Source organism: Streptomyces tanashiensis, from assembly GCF_014648895.1.
Taxonomy (GTDB): domain Bacteria; phylum Actinomycetota; class Actinomycetes; order Streptomycetales; family Streptomycetaceae; genus Streptomyces; species Streptomyces tanashiensis.
In genome coordinates this window covers 242,938-260,213 of record NZ_BMRZ01000007.1, presented here as the reverse complement: position 1 = coordinate 260,213, position 17,276 = coordinate 242,938, and the positions used below count along the sequence as shown (strand labels likewise).

The window sequence follows — 17,276 nt, the reverse complement described above, 5'->3', positions numbered from 1 at the left end:
CGGCGGACGTCAGCCCAGGTCGAGCGTTCCCAGCGCGGCCCGCGACGTCACGCCGAGCTTCGGGTAGGCGTTGGAGAGGTGGTAGCCGACCGTGCGCGGGCTCAGGAACAGGCGCGCGCCGATGTCCCGGTTGCTCAGCCCCGTCGCCGCGAGCCGGACCACCCGCAGCTCCTGCGCGGTCAGCCGGCCGACGGGATCCGCGCCCGGCGGCGGCGCGGCCGGCGCGGCACCGAGGGCGCGCAGCTCGGTGCGGGCGCGGTTCGCCCAGGCGGCGGCCGGCATCCGTTCGAACGACTCCAGCGCCGCGGTCAGCGCCTCGCGGGCGGCGGCCCGGCGCTTCGCCCGGCGCAGCCACTCCCCGTACAGCAGCCGGGTGCGCGCCTCCTCGAACGGGCGGCCGTCCCCCTCGTGGGCCGCGAGCGCCCGCTCGTAGAGCTCCTCGGCTCCCGCGTCGTCGGCGGCGAGCAGGGCGCGGCAGCGCAGCTCCACGGCCGCCGCCCACACGGTCCCGGTGGCCTCGGCCCAGCGCGCGAAGCGCTCGGCGGCCGGCCCGGCGCCGGCGGCCCGGTCGGTCCGGACTGCGGCCTCCACCTGGTCGGGCAGGCTGTGCACGGAGACCATGAGGTGCCGGTACGGGCCGCCGGTGAGGACCGTGAAGCGGTGCAGCGCCCGGTCGTACCGGCCGAGTCCGAGGTCGAGCAGGGCCTGTGCCCTGGTCAGCCAGATCGGGACCGGCGCGGCATGGGGGCACAGGTCCCGCCCCGCCCGCCCGGCGGAACTCGGCCCGCCGGCCTGCCGATCCCCGCCGTCCGGCCCGTCGTCCCCTCCCGGTACGGCGGTCCTTCGCGGCCCTTCGCCCCCTCCCGGTCCGTGCGTGCCGTCCGGCTCCTCCCCGTCGAGCGCGGCCAGCACCGCCAGGACCCCGCTGAGCATGGCGGCGAGATGGTGCTGGCCGGTGTCGCAGGCGATCTCCAGACCTTCGACGGCCGTCGTGTACGCGTCCCGATGCCGGCCCAGGAACAGTCGCAGGCGCGCCAGCCGCAGCAGCACCCGCGGCAGCACGCCGACGGCCCCCTCCGCCCGGCACTCCCGTTCCAGGACCACGGCCTCGTCGTGCACCGCGCGGAACTCGCCGAGCAGCATGTCCCAGCCGTGGAGCCGTACCTGATCGGTCAGGCTGCGCTCGTGCCGGGTCCGCACGACGTACCCGGCGAACTCCCTGATCGCCGCCACCCCGCCCACCGGATCACCCGCCAGCATGTCGAGCACCCCGGAGGCGCCCCGGTGCACGGGATGCCCGCCGAAGTCCAGAGGTGCCGCCCGCGCCCGTGTGTCCCGGGCGGCCGCGACCGGGTCCGGCGCGGCCCAGGCCATCGCGGCGGACTCGAACAGCAGCCAGGCCCCCATGGCGGGGCGGTCCGCCGTCACCCGGGACGTCGCCTCGACGAGCAGCAGGCGTGCCGACTCCGCGCGGCCCTGCTCGTGTTCGAGCGCCGCCCGGACGCTGGCGAGCCGGGCGAACGCCGCCGGACTGCTCACCGGCCCCGCCTCGTCGGCGAGCGTCCCCGCGAGCTCCGCCTGCCCCGCCTCGGCCGCGGCGGCCGACGCCGCGGCCAGCCGCAGCGACCGGGCCGCCTGGTCCTCGGTCAGCCGTGCGGACCTCCGGTAGGCGGCGGCGACCGCCGCCCGCCCGCCCCGCGAGCGGAACAGCTCGGCGCTGCGCTCCAGTTCGGCGGCGACCTCCTCGTCGTAGCCGACGGTCGCCGCGGCCAGGTGCCAGGCGCGGCGGCCCATGTCCCCGGCGGCCGAAGCCGCTTCGGCGAGCGCCCGGTGCGCGGCGGTCCGCTCGACCAGTACCGCCCCCTGGTACGCGGCGGCCCTCGCCAGCGGATGCCGGAAGCCCAGCCGGCGCCCGGACACCCTCACGAGGTCCGCCGCCTCGGCCGGCCCGAGGTCCCGTGCGGCCACGCCCAGCCGTTCCCCCGCCGCCACCAGCAGCGCCACGTCACCGGTGTCGTCCGCCGCGGCGGCCGTCAGCAACAGGCGGGTCGGCGCGGGCAGCGCCCGGATCCGCTCGTCGAAGATCCGCCGTACCCGCCACGAGGCCGGCAGCACGGCGATCTCGCGGGCGTCCAGCGGCTCGCTCCCGTCCCGCTGGGCCGGCGTCAGGGCCGCCACCAGCTCCACCAGGGCGAGCGGGTTGCCCTGGGCGAGCCCGAGGATCCGGCTGCTCACGGCGGGATGCAGATCGGGCGCCCGGCCGGCCAGCAGCGCCGCCCCCTCCCCGTCGGTCAGCGGTCCGAGGTGCAGCACGGGCAGGCCCGGCGCGCCGTCGAAGGCCGCCGCGTCCTCGTGCGCGGCGAAGACCACGGCGACCCGCCCCATGCCGAGCCGGCGGGCCGCGAACAGCAGCGCGTCCATGGTCTCCAGGTCCAGCCAGTGCGCGTCGTCGACCAGGACCACGGCCGGACGCTCCTCGGCCAGCTCGTCGAGCAGGCCCAGCGTCGCGACCCCGACCAGGAAGCGGTCCCCCGCGGGCGCCTCGTCCGGCGCGATCGCCCCGCGCAGCGCCAGCAGCTGACGCTCCGGCAGGCTCCGGACGCCGTTCAGGGTGCCCCGGAGGAGCACCTGCAGACCGGCGTACGGCAGCTCCGCCTCCGACTGGACGCCCGTGCACCGCAGCAGCCGGGCACGGCCCGAGGCCGCCCTGGCGCAGCTGTCGAGCAGTGCGGTCTTGCCCGACCCCGCTTCGCCGAGGAGCACGACGGCCCCGCCCCGGCTCTCCCAGGCTCCCGCCAGGAGCCCGTCCAGGACTTCCCGTTCGTGGTCCCGGCCGCTGAGGCCGGCCGGCCCGCGATCGACGGCGCCTGCCCCGACCACGTCGGTCATCGGTGTTCTCCCCCTCCTCCGGACGGCTCACCCTCGGGGTGGGTGTGGCGGCGGTGACACCGCCGTACGGTCCCGCGGGGGCCGCCATGTGCGCCTTCCCGTCGGTCGCGGGCGGAGCCCCGGAACGGCACGATGCGTGCTGATCATGATGGGCCGGGCCGGGCTGCACTGTCAACGGCATGGGGCGTGCCGTTAGGATGCGCGCATGCCGAACGAATCCTCGGCGCCCCGACGCCGGGGCGCCGTACGCACCGAGGCGCTGCTCCAGGTGACGCTCGATCTGGCCACGGAGGTCGGGTACGCGGGTCTCAGCATCGAGGCCATCGCCCGACGGGCCGGGGTGGGCAAGCACACGGTCTACCGGCGCTGGCCGACCAAGGCTGCCCTCCTCCTGGACGCGCTCCAGCGGGTCTGGACCAGGGACCTCGACTACCGGCCCACCGGCGACCTGCACACCGACCTCCGCGAGCAGTTCCTGCGGTCCGTGTCCGCCCTGACCAGTCCTCCGCTCGACCCGGTCTACCGGGCCGTCATCGCCGAGGCGCAGTCCGACCCCGCGGCGCGGGCGGCGCTGCACGAGCGGTTCCTGCGCACCGTCGAGCAGAGCACCCTGGAGCAGGTCACCCGTGCTCAGCGCGCCGGGCAGCTGCGTGCGGACGTGGATCTCACCTTCGCGGCCGAGGTGTTGTGCGGGACCCTGTACTACCGCCACCTCCTGACGCCCCATCCGGTCGACGAGGCCGCGATCGACGGGCTGCTGGACATGTTCATGGCCGCGTACGGCACGTCGTGACCGCACGGCCGGAGTCGGCGCGGGGGTGACGAAGCTCTACGGGGGGCCGTCCCCGACCAGTTCGGCCCAGACCGTCTTGCCCTCGTCGGTGTACCGCACGCCCCAGTTGTCCGCGAGGGAGGCGCAGATCAGCAGGCCCCGGCCGCCCTCGTCGACGGCTTTGGCGTGCCGGAGGTGGGGTGCGGCCTGCCCGGCGTCACTGACCTCGCAGGTGAGGGACGGGCCGTCGGCGATGAGGCGGAGCGTGACGGGGGCGGCGCCGTACCGGAGGGCGTTGGTGACGAGCTCGCTGACGACGAGCGCCACCGTGAACGGCTCGGCGGGGTGGTTCCACTCCCCGAGGCGCTCCTCGACCTGGGCCCGCGCGGTGGCCACGGCGGACAGGTCGTACGGGATCTCCCACTCGGCGAGCTCTTCCGGGGGCAGGTGCCGGGTGCGGGCCAGGAGCAGGACCCGGTCGGGAGCGAGGAGCCGTTCCACGTCGTCGGCCATCGCCTCCGGGTCGCGCTCCGGGTGGGCGAGGGCCGCCATGAGGTCCTCCGTCCGGGGACCCTCGCCGCCGGACGCCAGACAGAGCGTGCTGCCCTCGGGCAGGAAGAGCGTCGCGCAGGCGAACGGCGGCCCTTCGCCGCCCAGCAGGGGCCCGTCGTCGAGCGGCCGGGCGTCCGCCGAACCGTCGGGGTGGACCACGACGAGCAGCGACGCACCGGCGCGCGCGACGTCGAGCCGCCCGTCGACGGGGTCGTGGACGGCGATCGTGCAGCCCGCGACGGGGTGGACGCCCGGGGACGGCACCCCGTCGAACCCGGCCCCGGGCGGGGCGGCGGTTCCCTCCGCGAGGCCGGGCGTGCCCACCGCCGCCTCCGCGCCCTCCGCGGCCAGCCGGAGGGTGGTCGCGTGGAGGCGGGCGAGGAGCTCGTGCGGGTCGAGGTCGAGCGTGCTCAGGCTGTGGACGGCGGTCCGCAGGCGGCTCATGGTGGCGACGGCACCGGGCTCCCGGGACTCCACGTGTCCCACGACCAGGGCCACGCGCGCGCCCGGCAGGGGGATCACATCGCACCAGGAGCCCGCGCCGCTGCCGCCGGGCCGGTGGCGGCGCGCGACGTCGACGGCGTTCTGGGTGGCCTCCTCCCTGGGCGGTGGCCAGCTCTGCAGGGCGGTCATGACGATGTGCTCGCGGGTGTACCGCAGCGCGTTCTCCAGACAGCTCGCCGTGCGGGACGCGAGGGCGTCGGCGAGGACCCGGTCGTCGGGGCCGTACGGCTCCGCGTCGTCGAGGCGCCGGAAGGAGACCGCGCCGAAGATCTGCCCGCGTACGGTCAGGGGCACCAGGAGGCGTGTCGCCGGGTCGCCGGACTCCGCCGCCGGAGGGAACGGGCGGGCCGCCGTCGGCAGCCGCTCCCCGAAGATCCCCGGCAGCAGGACGGCACCGGCCTCCGGGACCTCGGGCCCGTCCCCCGTCCTGCCGGTGGCCGCGCAGCGCAGCAGCGGGACCGTCTCGCGGGCCTGGAGGGCTGGGTCCTGCCCCCGGAAGACGGCGTCGGTGAGGGCGACCACGACGGAGTCGGCGAACGCCGGCACGGTCACGGCGACGAGCTCCCGGGCGGTGCGGTCCACGTCCAGGCTGGTGCCGATCCGCTCGTGGGCGTCGTGCAGCAGCCGCAGCCGGGCCTGTGCCTGCTCGCGGTCGGTGACGTCGGTGCTGGTCACGACCACGCCGAGCACACGGCCCTCGCCGTCCTGGACGCGGTGCGCCGAGGCCGAGTAGACGTGCTCGCGGTGCTCCGCGCCCGGTGAGCGCCCGGAGACCAGCCGGTCGGTCGTCGAGCGGCCCGTCGCGAGGACCGCACGCAGCGCCGCTTCGTCGACGCGCACGCCCGCGAAGGAGGCGTACGCCTCGACCGCCGGCATGCCGAGGACGCGTTCGGCGGGGATCCCGTGGAGTCCAGCGGCGACGGCGTTCACGCGCACGATGCGCAGGTCCGTGTCCAGGACGTGGAGTCCGATGTCGGACTGGGTGAAGACGGCGTCGAGGACCGCGTCGCCCCACGCGGTCTCCGTCCCCCAGGGCACGGCCGCCTCGTACGGGGGCGTACCCGCCTGATCCTGCTCCCGGTATGCGTCCACTCGTCGTCGCTCCCGCCGGACGTGCACGGCCGCGCCTCAGCCGGTCCCGACGAGCCTCTCCCAGATCGCTCCGTCCCGCGAACGGAGGAGTGTCTCCCGGGCTCAAGCGCCACCGGCGGGCATGGGTACAGTCGGAATCCGGACGAGCCGGGACGAAGGAGGCCGACGGAGCATGGCGGTGGACGAACTCGACACGCGGATCCTGCGGCTGCTGATCGAGCAGCCGAGGACCAGCGTGCGCGAGTACGCGCGGATCCTCGGGGTGGCACGGGGCACCGTGCAGGCGAGGATCGACCGCCTGGAGCGGGACGGGGTCATCACGGCGACCGGGCCGGTCCTCTCCCCCGCCGCCCTCGGCCACCCGGTGCTCGCCTTCGTGCACGTCGAGGTGACCCAGGGGCATCTGGACGAGGTCGGCGACGCGCTCGCGGCCGTGCCGGAGATCGTGGAGGCCTTCTCCATCACCGGCGGCGGCGACCTCCTCACCCGGGTGGTGGCCCGGGACGCCGGGCATCTGGAGGACGTCATCCAGCGGCTGATCCAGCTGCCCGGGGTGGTCCGCACCCGGACCGAGATCGCGCTGCGCGAGCGGGTGGCGCACCGCCTGCTGCCGCTGGTGGAGGCGGTCGGACGACGGTCGGGGACGGTCTGAGTCATCGCTCCGCTCGACCGGTTCACCCAAGCAGGCTGGCAGATGCCATGCAAAATGCACGCATCCCTTGCAGATGAGACCCTCTACGGCCTACGGTGACCGTCATGCAGTCCTACACCATCGGCCAGGCGGCCCGTCTGCTCGGCGTCAGCCCCGACACGGCACGCCGCTGGGCCGACGCCGGCCGGTTCACGACCCACCGCGACGAGAACGGCCGGCGTCTCATCGACGGCCGCGATCTCGCCGCCTTCTCCGTCGAGGTCGGGCAGGGCTCCCCCGGGGACGAGGAGGAGCCGTACACCTCGGCCCGCAACGCCTTCCCCGGGATCGTGACCGCCGTCAAGCTCGGCGACATCGCCGCCCAGGTCGAGATCCAGGCCGGCCCGCACCGGCTCGTCTCGCTGCTCACCCGCGAGGCGGTGGAGGAGCTGGGCCTGGAGGTCGGCATGCAGGCCACCGCCCGGGTGAAATCGACCAGCGTGCACATCGACCGCACCTGACACCTCCGTGAAGGCCCGTCAAGAACCGGGAACGGGCGGGATATTCGGGGGCGGCGGGCGGGCTTCTGTGGCAGGGTACGACCGCCCTGCACCCACGTGATCCGGAGCGTCCCGTGCCCCTGCCCGAGCGGCTCATACCCCTCCTCGACCAGTTCGACTTCGCCCGGAAGCGGCTCACCGACCGGATGGCCGGACCGGTGATGGACAGCGGCAACGGCACGGACATCGAGGTCGGCCCCATGACCGACGCCGAGTACCTGTGGGAGCCGGGGCCCGGCTGCTGGTCCGTCCGGCGGCACGCCGACGGGCCCGGAGCCCGCGCGACCCTCCTGGTGGGGGCCGGTGAGTGGGGCCGGGACACGACGCCTCCGCCGCACCCCACGCCGCCGCCGTTCACGACGATCGCCTGGCGGCTGAGCCACCTCTCCGAGATGCTCGCGCTGCGCGCCGACCACACGAACGGCAGCCGCCGCCTGACCCGCGACGACCACCCGGTCGCCGGGGACGTCGCCACCGCCGTCGCGGCCTTCGACGCCGCCGCCACCGCCTGGCGCGAGGCGCTGCTCTCCGTCGACGACAAGGCCCTCGACACGGTCGGCCACTGCACCTACCCGCACGGCAGCGACGCGGAGAACCCCTTCCTGGAGATCGTCTGGTGGGTCAACCAGGAGCTCCTGCACCACGGGGCCGAGATCGCCCTCCTCCGGGACCTCCACCGGCTTCTCCCGTAAGGGAGTTCAGCGGGTGGTGCGGGCCAGGAGCATCGCCACGTCGTCCTGGGCGGGGCCCGCGAGGAGCCGCACCAGGACCTCGTCGCACAGGGTGTCCAGCGGCCGGTCGAGGGGCCGCAGCGCCTCGGCGAGCTGCCGCATGCCCTGGTCCAGGTCCCGGTCGCGGGCCTCGATGAGCCCGTCCGTGTAGAGGACGAGGAGTCCGCCCCCGGGCAGGGCGACCTCCTCCGTGCCGAAGTCGTGGGCTCCGGTCCCCAGCGGGGTCCCGGGCGGTCCGTCGAGGAAGGTGATGGTGCCGTCCGGGGTGGCGACGGCCGGCGGCGGATGCCCCGCGCGGGCGATGACCCAGCCGCCGGTGGCCGGGTCGTGCACCGCGTAGACGCAGGTCGCCATCTCGTCCTCGCCGAGGTCGGCCACGACGGCGTCCAGGGAGCTGAGCATCCGCGCCGGCGGGATGTCGTGACGGGCCAGGGTCCTTACGGCGGTGCGCAGTTGGCCCATGACGGCCGCCGCGTGGATGCCGTGGCCCATCACGTCGCCGATGACCAGACCCGTCCTGCCGCCGGGCAGCGCGATGACGTCGAACCAGTCGCCGCCGACGTCGTGGGAGCTCGCGGGGAGGTAGCGGCCGGTGAGTTCGAGCCCGGGGACGTCGGGGAGTTCGTTGTTGGTGAGGCTGCGCTGCAGGGTGAGGGCGGCCTCCCGCTGGGTGGTGTAGAGCCGGGCGTTGTCGATGTTGAGCGCGGCACGGGCGACGACCTCGTCGATGAGCACGCAGTCCTGCTCGTCGAAGGGCTCGCGGGTCCGCAGTCGGGTCACCGTGATCGCCCCGAGGACCTGGCCCCGGGCCACCAGGGGGACGAGCCGGGCCGAGCCGATGCGGGTGGCGAAGTAGGTCCGGAGCGCCTCGGTGCGCGGATCGGTGAAGAGCGCCGGGATGTCCGACGTGTAGAGGTTCGTGGGTCGTCCGCGGACGACCACGCGCTCGTAGACGGAGTCGAGAGGGATCTGGAAGGTCTGGCCCGGCACGAGGAGGGCCGTGGGCGCGGTCGGGTCGGGGAACCTGGCCGCGAGCCGCCGCAGCACTCCGCGGGTGGAGGCCGCCGGGTCGTCGGGTTCGAGCACGGACTCCAGGATCTGCACGTCGGCCGAGTCGGCGAGTTGGGGCACGAGGAAGCGGACGGCCTCCTCGGCGGTCTGCTTCAGGTCCAGGGTCGTGCCGATCCGGGCGCCGGCCTCGGCGAGCAGGGCGAAGCGGTGACGGGCGCGCTCGACCTCGGTGTGCGCCTCCTGGCTCTCGGTGATGTCGACCAGGGAGGCGATGAGCCCGAGCGGGCGGCGCTCGGCGCGGTCGACGAGCGGGGCGTACGAGCAGGACCAGATGTGGTCCCGGTCGGGGTCGGCGGGGGTGCGGCCGACCCGGCGGGCGTCCACCACGGCCGTACCGCTCTCCAGGACCTGGCGCATGAGGGCTTCGAGCGAGGTGGCGTTGACCCCGGGCACGACCTCGGTGAGCCGGTGGCCCACGTGGCGGGCGGCCGGGACGCCGTTCATCCGGGCCAGGGCGTCGTTGACGCGCAGGAAGCGCAGATCGGGGCCGAGCAGTGCGAGCCCGATCGGGGACTGGGTGAAGAGGCTCTCCATCGCCGCCAGGTTCTCCCGCATGCGCAGGACCTCGGAGGTCTCCACGGCGATGAGCATCGCCCCCGGGCGTCCCTCCGGGTCGGCGGCCGGGACGATCCACATCTCCATGGCGACCGTGTGGCCGTCCCGGTGGCGGACGGGCAGCGTGCCGACCATGGTCTCGCCCGCCTGGACGCGGTCGGTCAGCCGTTCGGCGAGTTCACGGTTGGCGTCGGGGACGAGGAGCGGGGCCGCGAGCCTCCCGAGGACGTGCTCGGGGCGGTGGCCGAGGAGGTCCTGAGCGGCGAGCGACCACTCGACGATCCGGCCCTCGGCGTCCTCCCGCCAGAGGGCGATCGGCAGCAGCTCGCGGAGCACGCCCGCGTCCCCGACGGCCGCCCGGGGCGGCTGCGGAACCCTGCTCGACGACTGATGAGTCTCCAACGCATCGACCTACGCATCGGCCTGGCCCCAGAGGGCGCATTCCCTATCGAATCACCCTAGCCGAGGAGCAGGCGGCGGGCGCTGCGCAGTGCGGCCGATCGGTACGCCCCCGGGTCCCCGCCCGTGCGGACGAGGACGCTCCGGACCTCGCGCGGGGGTGCCGGTGAGGGTTCCGTAGTTCTACGGATGTGCGGGACGGGGCGGGGCTGCGAGAGTCGGTCCGACCTCTGTGTACGTGCCTCCCGCCGACCCGCTCCTCCCCCGCCCCGTCCTCCCCTCCCCGTCCTTCCCTCTCCCCCGGAGCAGCCCGCATGAGCAGCCGCTCGCCCGACGAGTTCCGCCTCGGCGCGCCTCTGTACGACCGGAGGCCCCGCGCGGGCAGGGAGCCGGTGGACCCGCACGAGCTGCTCCACCGGGCCCGACGGCTCACCGCCGACGGGCACCCCGCGGCCGGCGGCGCCTGGGAGCGGGCGGCGACGGCCCTGCGGCGAGCGGGCGGCTCCATCACGCCCGGCGACCACGCCGACGCCCTGGACGCCACGGCGCTCGACTGCCGGGGCCGCGCCCGGCCGGCGGCGGGCACGCTCTTCTCCCGCGCCGCCGACCTGCACGAGCGGGCCGGACAGCGCGGCAAGGCACTGGTCTCGCGGGCGCGGGCGCTGCTGAGCGGTCCGGAGCCGGGGGCGACGGTCTGTGCCGGACTGGAGGAGCTGGGCGAGCGGGCGACCAGCCTGCACGCCACCGGGCAGGCCACCGCGGCCGAGACCGCGACCGTGCTCCTGCTGCGCTGCCGGGCCCGCGCGGACCTGCTCGACACCGGCCCGGACCCGGTCACCGAGGCCGCCGCGCTGCGCGGGGAGCTCACGGGCCTGATCGCCTTCGCCGCGCCGCACCGGGCCGCCCCCGCGGTCCTCGCCGTGCTCGCGGAGACCCGGGCGCTGCTCGGCCGCGTCACCGCGCCCGACGACCCGGCCGCCGCCCTCTCGGGGCTGCGGGCCGCGGTGGCGGACCACCGCGCCGGGGGCCGGCCGTGGCAGGCGGCGGAGAGCCGGCTGCTGCTCGCCGGGGTGCTCCGCGCCACCGGCGCCCACCAGGAGGCGGCGGCGCTCCTCCGGGCCGCGCTCGGCGCGACGGCCACCGCCACGTCCCTTCACGGTGCCGACCGGGCGCGGCTCTGTCTCGCCCTCGCGCGCACCCTCGGCGGGGCCGACGGCGGGCCGGACCGGGCCGAGGAGGTCGCGCTGCTCGCGGAGGCCGTCCGGCATGCCGACGCGGTCGCCGGGGACAGCCGGCTGAGCACCCTCGCACGTCTGGCGCTCGGCATCGCGCGGGCGGAGCACGGTCGTTGGCGCGAGGCCTCCGCCGTTCTGGAGGAGGCCCTGTCCGGGCTCGCCGAGGACGGCGAAGACGACGAGACGGCACGGGTACGGGCCAGGGCCTGGCTCGCGTACTGCGCGCTGTGCCTCGGCGAACCCGGCCGGGCCGCACGGGAGTTCGCGCGCGCGGCGGCGGAGGCGCGCCGGTGGGACGACCGGCGCCACGGCGCGGCCCTGAGCCACCTGACCGCGTACGCCCTCTGCGCGGACGTGTCACCGGAGAAGGCGGCCCGCGCCTACGAACGGGCGGCGGACCTGTGGCGGTCGGTGGGCGACCACGCCTCCGCCGCCCGCTCCCTGCGCTCCCGGGCCCGGCGGGTACGGGAGGTGTGGGGCGCGGACGCCGCCGAGGTGGTCGAGGAGGAGGCCCTGCGGGAGGCCGCGCGCGGGCTGCCGGGCGACGACGGGGAACCGGACGGCGCCCGGGGGTGGTTGCGCGGGCTCCCCGAGCCGTACGGGCCGCCCGGCCGCTACCAGGTGGGCGTGTACGGCGAGGTGGGCGGGGCCGGGACCGGGCCGCGCACCTCGGGCAGGGCCGGGACCGGGGCCGGGCCGCGCGGCCGGCGACGCCCCGAGGAGCAGAGCGTGAGCCGAGTACAGGGGTGCGTGTGAGCAGAGTGATCGACGGCCGCTTCGAGCTCGTGGAGCGGCTGGGCGGCGGGGGGATGGGAACGGTGTGGCGCGCCCGCGACCTGGCCCTCCATCGTGACGTGGCCGTCAAGGAGGTGCGTCCGCCGGACCCCGCGATGGCCGAGCACGACGTCGAGGGCGCCCGGACCCTGCGGGCGCGCGTGCTGCGCGAGGCCCGTGCGCTGGCCAGGATCGACCACCCCAACGTGGTGACGATCCATCACATCGTGGACGCGGGCGAGGGGACCTACCCGTGGCTCGTGATGGAGCTGGTCACCGGCGGCTCCCTCCAGGACCGGCTGGAACGGGGCACGATGACTCCGGCCGAGGCCGCCGCGCTCGGCCGCGAGCTGCTGTCCGCCCTGCGCGCCGCCCACGAGCGGGACATCGAGCACCGTGACGTGAAGCCCGCCAACGTCCTTCTACGGCCGGACGGGCGGCCGGTGCTCACCGACTTCGGCATCGCGGCGATCCGCGAGTCCACCGTCCTGACGGCCTCGGGTTCGATCATCGGCTCGCCCGACTACATGGCGCCCGAGCGGATCCGGGGCGGCACGAGCGGCCCGGCCGCCGACCTCTGGTCGCTGGCCATGCTCCTGTACGTGGCGGTGGAGGGCCGCCATCCGCTGCGCCGGGAGAACACCCTGGCCACCCTCGCCGCCGTCCTCTCCGACGACGTGCCCGCTCCCCTGCGGGCGGGTGCGCTGACCGGCGTACTGACCCGGCTGCTGGTACGGGACCCAGCCGCCCGGCCCGACGCCGACGCGCTCGACCGCGCGCTGGCCGCCGTCGCGGCGGAGGCCCCGGAGGTCTCCGGGGACGAGGTCTGCGGGGACGAGGTCTCCGGGGAAGGAGTCTCCGGGGAAGGGGGGACGACGTCGTTCCGGCTGGCGCCGCCGGACGTCTCCGCCCCTGCCCCGACGGCCGCTCCGGCCGCCGGTCCCGTCTCCGCCCCCGATCCCCCGTCCGGCGGCGCGCCGGCCACGGCTCCGGTGGGGGCCGCTCCCGCGCCCGCCGCCGGACGGCGTCGGCGGGGGCGCGTCGCACGGTTCCTGGGGTCGGCGGCCGTGGTCGTGCTCGCCGTCGGGGTTCCCGTGGCCGCGATGAGCTGGGAGTGGCGGCCGGCCGACCCCGCGAGCGGGCCGAGCACCGCTCCTCCCTCGGGGCGGCCCCCGGCGTCGTCGGCGCCCGCGAAGGAGACGGCTCCCGAGAAGCTCGACCTGCTGACGGCCGACGGGGTCCGGACCGCCGTGGCGGCCGTCAAGGCGGCCTCGGGCGGGGCGAAGGTCACCGGCTTCGTCGTGTACCCGGACTACGCGGTGGCCGAGTCGCTGGTCAAGGGCAGTACGAAGCGGTACGACCGGTACGTGTACCGGGGCGGTGACGTGGCCGTCCGGGAGGGGCCCGGCGGCACCGCCTTCCCTGGCTCCGTCCCGGTCGACCTGGACACGTTCTCGTGGGGCGCGCTGCCGGCGCTCATGAAGCACGCCGACAAGGAGCTCGGCGTCGAGAAGCCGACGAGCCGCTATGTCGTCCTCACCCCGGCCTCGACGCTCACCGGATTCGAGGCGGGGCTGAGCGTCTACCTGTCCGACACGTACGGCGTCGCCTATCTGAAGGCCGACGCCAAGGGTCGGGTGACCGCCACCTATCCCCGCAAGGACTGACCGGCCACCGCCCCGTCCCTGACGACCAGGGAGGCCAGTGCGGCCCGGGTCTCCACCCCCGTCTTGCGGTAGACCCGGGCGACGTGGCTCTCGACCGTGCGGGGGCTCAGACAGAGCCGGTCGGCCATGGCCTGGTTGGTGAGCCCCTCGGCGACCAGGGCCGATATCTCCCGCTCGCGCGGGGTGAGGACGGCGAGCCGGCCGCCGGTGCCGTCGCCGCGGGGCGGTGCGGGCCTGGTGCGGTCGGCCACGTCCACCAGCATGCGGGCACCTCCCTCGGCGGCCAGCCGACGGCCCCGGCGCCACAGGGCGGCGGCCTGCGGCCCCTCGCCCGAGGCCTGGAGCTGCGGGGCGGCGAGGAGCAGGCTCTGGGCCTCGCGCAGGACCGCCCCGGAGCGCGCGCTGTCCCTGGCCGCCTCCGTGAACGCCCGTGCGGCGGCGGCCGGTTCGCCCCGCGCGGCCAGGACCCGGCCCCAGGCGCGGTGCGCCGCCCCGCGCTGGACGGGCAGGCCGAGCGGCTCGGCCTCCGCGAGGGCCCGGCGGGCGACCCGCTCGGCCTCCGGGAGGTCCCCCGAGGCGAGGGCCGCGCCCGTGAGGACTTCGAGGTAGCCGGGGCGCAGCGAGGGCTGGAGCCGGGAGAGGTCCCGGTCGCCCCCGGCGCGCACGAGCACGTCCCGCACCCGGTGCGGGTCCTGGTCGAGCGGGAGGGCGTGGGCGAGCATGCAGCGGGCCTGGGTGGCCCACCAGCCTTCGGCGGTCCCGACGGTCGCGGCGGCCTCCTCCGCGTCGGCGGGCGCCTCGGGGTCGCCGAGGGGCCGGGCGTGCAGGAGCACGGTGGCCCGGATCGCCCGGCTGAATCCGATGAGTTCGGCGCCGCCGAGGGTGCGGGCCACCGCGAGGGACTCCTCGGCCCGGTCGAGTGCGGTGCCCACCCTGCCCGTCAGGAGGTGGACGTACGCCGAGCAGAGCAGGAGCTGGGAGAGGGCGAAGGGGCGTCCGGCGCGGCGGGCCATCACGATGCCCCGGGTGGTGTGCCGCTCGGCCGTCCCGTACCGCTCCAGGAAGACCTCGCTCCAGCCGAGGCGCACCAACGACTCGGCGTGGCCGGCCAGTCGGCCGTCGGTGAAGGCGTCGGTGAGGGCGGCGGCCTCGGCGGCGTGGGCGCGGGCGGCCCCGGTCTCGCCCTCGTAGGCCTCGCCGAGGGCGGCGAGGGTGAGGACCTCGGCCGTCCCCGCCTCGTCGCGGCGCCGCCGGGCCTCGTCGAGGTTCTCCACGACCACGGGGCGGACCTCGGGGTAGCGGGCGGCGAACAGCGCCCGGCAGCCCCACTCGACGACGAGCCAGGTCCGCAGGTCCGGCCGGGGGCCGGGGGTGCGCTCCAGTTCGCGGCGGAGCAGGGCGTCCGCCTCGGGGTAGCGGCCGAGGTGACGCTCCATGAACGCGCAGAGCAGCACGGCCGAGGTCCGCAGCTCCGCCTCCTCGGATCCCTCTTCCGCGCCATGGCCGCCGTCGATGAGGTCGTGGAGGAGGTCCCGGCTCTCCGCGACGCGGCCCGCCGATCCGAGGGCGCGGGCCCGCCGGAGCGTCAGTTCGCGCCGGGTGGCGTGGTGTGCGGGGGCGTCGGGCAACAGGTCGAGCACGGCACCCAGCCAGTCGGCGGCGCGGGCCGGGTCGGCCGCCGCGATCCGCTCGGCCGCCTCGGCCAGCTCGGCGGCGGTGGTCGGGTCCCAGGCGGTGGCGGCCCGCACGAGGTGCGGGGCCCGCTCGGTCACGGGCGCCCCGGCCTTGGCGAGCGCCGCCGCCGCCCGCCGGTGCAGTTCGCGGCGGCGCCACGGGTCGAGCGCGCCGAGGAGCAGCTCGGCCAGGGCGGGATGCCGCAGGGCGAGAACGCGGTCGTCCCGGCCGGCCCGGACGAGATCACGGCGCACGGGCTCACGGAGGGCCTGCCCCACGGCCTCCGGCCCGGTCGGGCACGACGACGTGACGTGCCCCGGCGCGGGGCACGGCGACGTGACGTGCCCCGGCGCGCCGGCCGCCGCGCCCGGGCCGTCCCGGGTGACGGCCGCGAGCAGCTCGGGCGTCGCGCGGTCGCCCAGCACCGCGACCGCCTCCACGGCCGCCCGCTCCGCCGGGCGGAGCGGGGCGAGTTCGTCGAGGAGGGCGGCGACCGGGCCGGTGCCGGGCGCCTGCTCCCGGCGGGTGCGGGTGAGGGCGAGGGCGCGGAAGTAGAGCGGGTTTCCGCGGCTGGCGGCGTGGATCTCCCGCGCCGGCCCCGGCGGCAGCCCGGTGCCGAGTCCCCCGGCGCAGTCCTCGGGCGTCAGCGGGGCGAGCGTCAGCCGTGCGAGGACCCCCGTGTCGTCGGCGTGCGCGAGGACGGAGGCCAGGGCGGGCGGGGTCTGGCGCTCGCGGCGGGCCAGGACGAGGAGGACGGGGGCCTTCGGCGGATGCCGGAGCAGATGGTCCACGAGCGCGACGGAGGCCGGATCGGCGGCGTGGAGGTCGTCGAGCACGAGCACGAGCCCGGGTGCCGCGATCCTCTCCACCGCCCCCGCGACGCGCCGCACCGGTCCGCCGCGCTCGACGAGCTCCGCGACCCCGGCCAGGTCCGGTGCCGTGGCGCGGTCGCGGTGGTCGAGGTCGGCGAAGGCGTCCACGAACGGCTGGAAGGGGGTGGTGTCGGGCGTGGTGGCGTCCGCCCGGCCGCGCAGGACCGTCGCCCCGCGCCGCCCGGCCCGTACCGCGAACTCGGCGAGCAGGCGTGTCTTGCCGATGCCCGGCTCACCCGTGACGTCCACGGCCGCCGGGCCCGCGCCGCCGTGCCGGCCGCGCGACAGGGCGTCGAGCCGGTCGAGTTCCCGGTTGCGTCCGACGAAGGGCGCGCGGTCGACGCGCCCCCGGTCCGCGAAAGTGTCCACGTACTGTCCCCTGTCCCGCTCCTGCCCCGCTCTCAGTTGTACGGCACGGCACCGACAGCGGTCTCAGCCGGTGGCGAGGGCCTTGAAGGCGCGGGTCTGTTCGGTGATGGCCCGCTCCGTGGGCAGGCGCTCGATCGACGACGCCCCGAAGAAGCCGACGACGCCGGTGGTGTGCTCCAGGACGTGGCGGGCGTCCTCGGGTTCGGCGATGGGTCCGCCGTGGCAGAGCACGAGGATGTCGGGGTTCACCCGCTTGGCCGCGTCGTGCATCTCCTGGACGGCCGCGGCGGCCTGGTCGAGCGTCATGGCCGTGCCCGCGCCGATGGACCCCTTGGTGGTGAGCCCGACGTGCGGCACCAGGACGTCGGCTCCTGCGGCAGCCATGTCGGCGGCCTGCTGCGGATCGAACACGTACGGGGCGGTGAGCAGGTCGCGCTCGTGGGCGGCGCGGACCATGTCGACCTCCAGGCCGTACCCCATGCCGGTCTCCTCCAGGTTGACCCGGAAGGTGCCGTCGTACAGGCCGACCGTGGGGAAGTTCTGCACCCCCGCGAAGCCCATGGCCTTGAGCTCGTCGAGGAAGAGGTCCATGCGCCGGAAGGGGTCGGTGCCGCAGACGCCGGCGAGGACGGGGGTGTCGCGGACCACGGGCAGCACCTCGCGGGCCATGTCCTGGACGATCGCGTTGGCGTCGCCGTACGGGAGGAGACCGGCGAGCGAGCCGCGCCCGGCCATCCGGTAGCGGCCGGAGTTGTAGAGGATCAGCAGGTCGACCCCGCCGGCCTCGGCGCACTTGGCGGAGAGGCCGGTTCCCGCGCCCGCGCCGACGATCGGGCGGCCCGCGGCGACCTGGGCGCGCAGCCGGTCGAGCACGTCCTGACGGCTGATGGTGTTCACGGTGGTGTTCGCTCCTCGGTGTCTGCGCCGTG

General features: G+C 76.3%; 11 protein-coding genes. 6 read left to right on the top strand and 5 right to left on the bottom strand.

Going from position 1 to position 17,276, the window contains the following annotated elements:
• Positions 1–9: 9 nt before the first annotated feature.
• Complete coding sequence (locus tag IE237_RS22765) at positions 10–2,889, bottom strand: helix-turn-helix transcriptional regulator (RefSeq protein WP_229842832.1); 2,880 nt, start codon at positions 2,887–2,889, stop codon at positions 10–12.
• Between the two features lie 205 nt (positions 2,890–3,094).
• On the opposite strand from IE237_RS22765, the gene IE237_RS22760 reads away from it, so the two are divergent.
• Positions 3,095–3,682 carry a TetR/AcrR family transcriptional regulator gene (locus tag IE237_RS22760; RefSeq protein WP_189803914.1) on the top strand — a complete coding sequence of 196 codons (588 nt, stop codon included), beginning with the start codon at positions 3,095–3,097 and terminating at the stop codon, positions 3,680–3,682.
• Positions 3,683–3,718: 36 nt separating this feature from the next.
• Here the strand turns inward: IE237_RS22760 and IE237_RS22755 are convergent, their stop codons facing one another.
• Positions 3,719–5,809, bottom strand: a complete 2,091-nt coding sequence (locus tag IE237_RS22755) for a PAS domain-containing protein (RefSeq protein ID WP_189803913.1) — start codon at positions 5,807–5,809, stop codon at positions 3,719–3,721.
• Positions 5,810–5,981: 172 nt separating this feature from the next.
• Between IE237_RS22755 and IE237_RS22750 the strand changes: the two genes are divergently transcribed.
• From IE237_RS22750 to IE237_RS22740, 3 genes are all read left to right on the top strand, one after another.
• Positions 5,982–6,461, top strand: a complete 480-nt coding sequence (locus IE237_RS22750) for an Lrp/AsnC family transcriptional regulator (RefSeq protein ID WP_189803912.1) — start codon at positions 5,982–5,984, stop codon at positions 6,459–6,461.
• A 104-nt stretch (positions 6,462–6,565) separates the two neighbouring features.
• Entirely contained in the window at positions 6,566–6,961 is a 396-nt protein-coding gene (locus IE237_RS22745) for a TOBE domain-containing protein (RefSeq protein WP_189803911.1), read from the top strand.
• Positions 6,962–7,074: 113 nt separating this feature from the next.
• Entirely contained in the window at positions 7,075–7,692 is a 618-nt protein-coding gene (locus IE237_RS22740) for a DinB family protein (protein ID WP_189803910.1), read from the top strand.
• A gap of 6 nt (positions 7,693–7,698) precedes the next feature.
• Here IE237_RS22740 and IE237_RS22735 read toward each other — a convergent pair whose 3' ends face one another.
• The gene (locus IE237_RS22735) at positions 7,699–9,759 is read right to left on the bottom strand and encodes a SpoIIE family protein phosphatase (protein ID WP_189803909.1); all 2,061 of its coding nucleotides are present in this window, start codon (positions 9,757–9,759) and stop codon (positions 7,699–7,701) included.
• Between the two features lie 311 nt (positions 9,760–10,070).
• On the opposite strand from IE237_RS22735, the gene IE237_RS22730 reads away from it, so the two are divergent.
• Positions 10,071–11,747, top strand: coding sequence for an FUSC family protein (locus IE237_RS22730; RefSeq protein WP_189803908.1), 1,677 nt, complete (start codon positions 10,071–10,073; stop codon positions 11,745–11,747).
• Positions 11,748–11,800: 53 nt separating this feature from the next.
• Positions 11,801–13,432: a serine/threonine-protein kinase gene (locus tag IE237_RS22725; protein ID WP_229842840.1), complete on the top strand. Its 1,632-nt coding sequence runs from the start codon at positions 11,801–11,803 to the stop codon at positions 13,430–13,432.
• Here the strand turns inward: IE237_RS22725 and IE237_RS41385 are convergent.
• A complete protein-coding gene (locus IE237_RS41385; RefSeq protein ID WP_189803906.1) occupies positions 13,414–16,347 on the bottom strand; it encodes a helix-turn-helix transcriptional regulator in 2,934 nt (977 codons plus the stop codon). The genes IE237_RS22725 and IE237_RS41385 overlap by 19 nt on opposite strands.
• Before the next feature lie 63 nt (positions 16,348–16,410).
• Complete coding sequence (locus IE237_RS22715) at positions 16,411–17,244, bottom strand: phosphoenolpyruvate hydrolase family protein (RefSeq protein ID WP_229842830.1); 834 nt, start codon at positions 17,242–17,244, stop codon at positions 16,411–16,413.
• Between the last annotated feature and the right edge of the window lie 32 nt (positions 17,245–17,276).